The following is a 3831-nucleotide window of genomic DNA, read 5'->3' on the forward strand; positions in this document are numbered from 1 at the left end:
CGGGCAGGGTGCCGCGACACCTCTGCCCGCCGGCCCGTTTTGCGTTGATTGCTGCGCCCTCCCGGTGTAGGGCGGGCGTCAACGGACATCGAGATCGAGAGATCATCCCCCATGGGTTTCAAGTGCGGCATCGTGGGCCTGCCGAACGTCGGCAAGTCCACCCTCTTCAATGCGTTGACGCAGACGGCCGCCGCCGAGGCGGCCAACTATCCTTTCTGCACCATCGAGCCGAACGTCGGCGAGGTCGGCGTTCCGGACGAGCGGCTGGAGAAGCTGGCCGCCATCGCCAAATCGGCCCAGATCATCCCCACGCGGCTCACCTTCGTGGACATCGCCGGCCTGGTGCGCGGCGCCTCCAAGGGCGAGGGCCTGGGCAACAAATTCCTCTCGCATATCCGCGAAGTGGACGCCGTGGCCTACGTGCTGCGCTGCTTCGAGGACGACGACATCACCCACGTCGAGAACCGCATCGACCCGCTCGCTGACGCCGAGGTGGTCGAGACCGAGCTCATGCTCGCCGATTTGGAGAGCCTGGAGAAGCGCATCGCGGCGATCGAGAAGAAGGCCAAGAGCGGAGACAAGGAATCGAAGGCCCAGCTCGTGGTGATGGAGAAAGCGCTCGCTCCCCTGCGGGAGGGCAAGCCGGCCCGCACCGCGGACGTCACGGCCGAGGAGCGCCCCGCCTTCGTTGCGCTCCAGCTTCTGACGTCCAAGCCCGTCGTCTACGTGTGCAACGTCGAGGAGTCGTCTGCCGCAAACGGCAACGCCTATTCCGCCAAAGTCGCTGAGAAAGCCAACGCCGAGGGCGCGGCCGTCGTGGTCATCTCGGCCAAGATCGAATCCGAGTTTGCAGGCCTCCCCGCCGAGGATCGCAAGGAGTTCCTCGCCGAAATGGGTCTGGAGGAGCCCGGCCTCAACCGCCTCATCCGCGCCGGCTATCAGCTTCTCGACCTTGTGACCTATTTCACGATAGGACCGAAGGAAGCCCGCGCCTGGACCATCACGCGCGGCACCAAGGCGCCGCAGGCCGCGGGTGTCATCCACACCGACTTCGAGAAGGGCTTCATTCGCGCCGAAACCATCGCCTACGAAGACTACATCGCCGTCGGCGGCGAGGTCGGCGCCAAAGAGGCGGGCAAGATGCGCCTCGAAGGCAAGGAATACGTCGTCAAGGACGGCGACATCATGCACTACCGCTTCGCCAACTGAGCAGCCGGAAGCACATTTCGGGAAACCTTCCCGGCGCCGTGCCGCGGACGCAGGTGATAGGCTGGCGGCCTCAACGCGGAGGTCGCAATGAAAACCATGCAACGGGGGCTCGCGGTCGTCTCGGCACTGCTGCTGTGTGTGGGCGTCGCCAACGGCGAGGAGGCATCGAATGCCGCGCTGACCGAGGACGAGTGCCGCGCCATCTGGAATACGGCAGCCGGACGGAGCGACCTCGGGCCCGAGGGTGCGAAACCCTACATCGACAGCTTCGACAGCGTCGACACCAACCGCGATCAGAAAATCTCGAACGCAGAGTTCAAGGCCGGCTGCAAGGCCGGCTTGGTGCACAAGCTCCGGCGAGCACAATAGCGCCCCTGAGCCCCGCAAGACGGAGCACCGAAGCGCTCCGTCCGCTATCAACCAACGTTAGTAGTGCTTCACGTTGTCGGACTTCGGCGCGGCGGAGTGATGGTGATGGTACACCGGAGCACCGTGCGCGCTTGGCATCTGCGCAGCATGGAGATGAGCGGGCGGGCTCGGCGCGCGGCCGCCATTCTGCTCGGTAAAGAAGTCCCAGTTTCCGGGATCGCCGTTGCCGTAACCCAGATAGGAAGCATTGGCGGGTGCGGCAGCAACGCCGGCGAGTGCGAGCGCCGCAGCGCACGCGGCGGCGAACGTCATCATCGATGAACGTGTCATGATGCATACTCCATTTGCCTTTGGGGCAGGGTGGTCGGGATCGATTGCGATCGGGACCGTCAGCCGGAACATGGCCGAGCTGATTGTACGTCCACCTGTTCATCGCCGAGCGAAGTCACAAGGCCCGGATAGGCTTTCCTACAGAAATGTATGCTGGCGGAAAGTTGGATCACGATATCGCGATCTCGGCTCTCTCACTTGTACTTGCGTGTCGGCGGGCGCGGCCGGCCTTCGAATTTGAGGCCCATCATGGAGCCCTTCATCCACGCCACGGAGCAAGGAACCTCGTGCTTCTCCGTGTCGAAGTAGAGCCGCACGCCGTCCACGAGCAACGCCGGCTTTATGGAATCGCCGAGAATTTCCACGCGTGCGCCGCTGACGGAAAGATCTTTGATCATGCAGGCGCGGGGCGTGATCAGCTTCTCGGTCCACAAGAACCCGCTGCGCATGCGCTGCGGAATGCGCCGCATCCGCCGCTGGTCGGCTCCACCCTTTCCGGCGGAACCGTTTGCGCCCGCACTCTTGCCGCGGAACAGCGTCGTAATGCTTTCGAGCAAAGACATATCGACCGACTGGAATGAATACGTACGAAAAACGACGTGCGTAGCTTACATGTCCGTCGGCATACAATAATGTTTATCGGTTGACGAAAGGTGAAGCGGACCTTGCGAGCGTCCGTCCATGAGATGCGCGGCTCAAAGGCGCTGCACGAGCCAGTCTGCGAGGGGGGCAGGCAACACGCACTTGCCGGCAGCGGCAAGATAAGTCGGAACCGTCACTTTGTAGCGCCGTTTCGGGCGTGCGCTCTCCACCGCGTGCACGAGCTTGAACGCGACCGCTTCGGGCTCGAGCTTGAATGTCGATTTTCCACCCTTCTCCATGGCGGCAAGCCGCGCAAGATACGTCTCCCGGTGCACAGAGCGCTCGATGTCTACGGTCGCGCGGAAATTCGCCAATGCCGTCTCGACGAAGCGTGTGCGGATCGGCCCGGGCTCGATGATCGCCACATGGATGCCGGTGCCGGAAAGCTCGTGACGCATGGCGTCGCTCAAGGCCTCCAGCGCGAACTTCGAGGCGCAGTAGGCGCCGCGATAGGGCACCGCGACGAAGCCGAGCACCGATGAGCACTGCACGATGCGTCCGTGGCCTTGAGCCCGCATGGCCGGAATCAACTGCCGTGTCAGGTCGTGCGTTCCGATCAGGTTGACCTCGATCTGCCGGCGCAGCACCTCGGGCGTGAGATCCTCGACGGCGCCGACTTGTCCATAGGCGCCGTTGTTGAAGAGCGCATCGATCCGCCCATCCGTCAGACGCAGCGTCTCGACGGCGCAGCGTGCGATCGATCCGCTATCCGCGAGATCGAGAGGCAGCACCTCCACACCCAGCTCCCGCAGCATCTCGAAATCCGCCTCGGTGCGCGCCGTCGCCAGCACGCGCCAGCCACGCCCGCGCATGATGTGCACAGAGGCAAGCCCGATACCGGAAGAACAGCCGGTGATGAGGATGATTCTTCGCGTCATTGCGGTGTGTCGGAGAAGAAGTAGAGGGTATCCGCAAGCGAGATGCCATCCGGGCCGAATGCCGGCTTGGAGGCCTTGCCTTTGCAGCGAATATCCTTGGCGGCGTTGCTGTCGAACGACAGGAACACGCCGTTGACGCGAAAGCTGTCGGGTGGCGCCTCGAACGAGCAGCCCTTCTCGATGAAGACGTCGCTGATGAAGGTCTGAAGCGCGAGACCGGGCGTCTGATCGCCGGGGCTCGCGATTGCATCCAGGATCTCGCGCTGCGCCGACTTGCAGGAGACGTAACGGTCGGCCTCCAGCACGCAGCCCGAGAACCAAACCTTGCCCGACCCTGGGGCGAAGGCTTCGAGTTTGGGAAGCGCGCCCGGGGTCTGCGCAACCGCAGCCCCAAGCGGCAGCG

Annotated in this window: 6 protein-coding genes; 2 read left to right on the forward strand and 4 right to left on the reverse strand. The window is 63.8% G+C overall.

The genetic code is table 11. The features are described 5' to 3' along the window. The first annotated feature begins 111 nt into the window (after positions 1–111). On the forward strand, positions 112–1209 hold the full coding sequence (ychF, locus tag QZV93_RS12475; protein ID WP_295558889.1) for a redox-regulated ATPase YchF: 1098 nt from the start codon (positions 112–114) through the stop codon (positions 1207–1209). An 87-nt stretch (positions 1210–1296) separates the two neighbouring features. Beyond that, entirely contained in the window at positions 1297–1578 is a 282-nt protein-coding gene (locus QZV93_RS12480) for a hypothetical protein (protein WP_295558891.1), read from the forward strand. A gap of 57 nt (positions 1579–1635) precedes the next feature. Here QZV93_RS12480 and QZV93_RS12485 read toward each other — a convergent pair whose 3' ends face one another. From QZV93_RS12485 to QZV93_RS12500, 4 genes are all read right to left on the reverse strand, one after another. Continuing rightward, positions 1636–1908: a hypothetical protein gene (locus tag QZV93_RS12485; RefSeq protein ID WP_295558893.1), complete on the reverse strand. Its 273-nt coding sequence runs from the start codon at positions 1906–1908 to the stop codon at positions 1636–1638. Positions 1909–2102: 194 nt separating this feature from the next. After that, positions 2103–2471: a PilZ domain-containing protein gene (locus QZV93_RS12490; RefSeq protein ID WP_295558895.1), complete on the reverse strand. Its 369-nt coding sequence runs from the start codon at positions 2469–2471 to the stop codon at positions 2103–2105. A 132-nt stretch (positions 2472–2603) separates the two neighbouring features. Beyond that, on the reverse strand, positions 2604–3428 hold the full coding sequence (locus QZV93_RS12495; protein WP_295558897.1) for an SDR family NAD(P)-dependent oxidoreductase: 825 nt from the start codon (positions 3426–3428) through the stop codon (positions 2604–2606). Continuing rightward, positions 3425–3831 (reverse strand): hypothetical protein (locus QZV93_RS12500; RefSeq protein ID WP_295558899.1); only part of this gene is annotated, 407 nt, incomplete at its 5' end. The genes QZV93_RS12495 and QZV93_RS12500, both read right to left, overlap by 4 nt.

This window comes from uncultured Hyphomicrobium sp., from assembly GCF_902826555.1.
GTDB lineage: Bacteria > Pseudomonadota > Alphaproteobacteria > Rhizobiales > Hyphomicrobiaceae > Hyphomicrobium_C.

Bases quoted from the DNA above. Each gene is read 5' to 3' on its own strand.
- QZV93_RS12495 (WP_295558897.1), bottom strand. From the start codon at position 3,428: ATGACGCGAAGAATCATCCTCATCACCGGCTGTTCTTCCGGTATCGGG.
- QZV93_RS12490 (WP_295558895.1), bottom strand. From the start codon at position 2,471: ATGTCTTTGCTCGAAAGCATTACGACGCTGTTCCGCGGCAAGAGTGCG.
- QZV93_RS12480 (WP_295558891.1), top strand. From the start codon at position 1,297: ATGAAAACCATGCAACGGGGGCTCGCGGTCGTCTCGGCACTGCTGCTG.
- QZV93_RS12485 (WP_295558893.1), bottom strand. From the start codon at position 1,908: ATGACACGTTCATCGATGATGACGTTCGCCGCCGCGTGCGCTGCGGCG.
- ychF (WP_295558889.1), top strand. From the start codon at position 112: ATGGGTTTCAAGTGCGGCATCGTGGGCCTGCCGAACGTCGGCAAGTCC.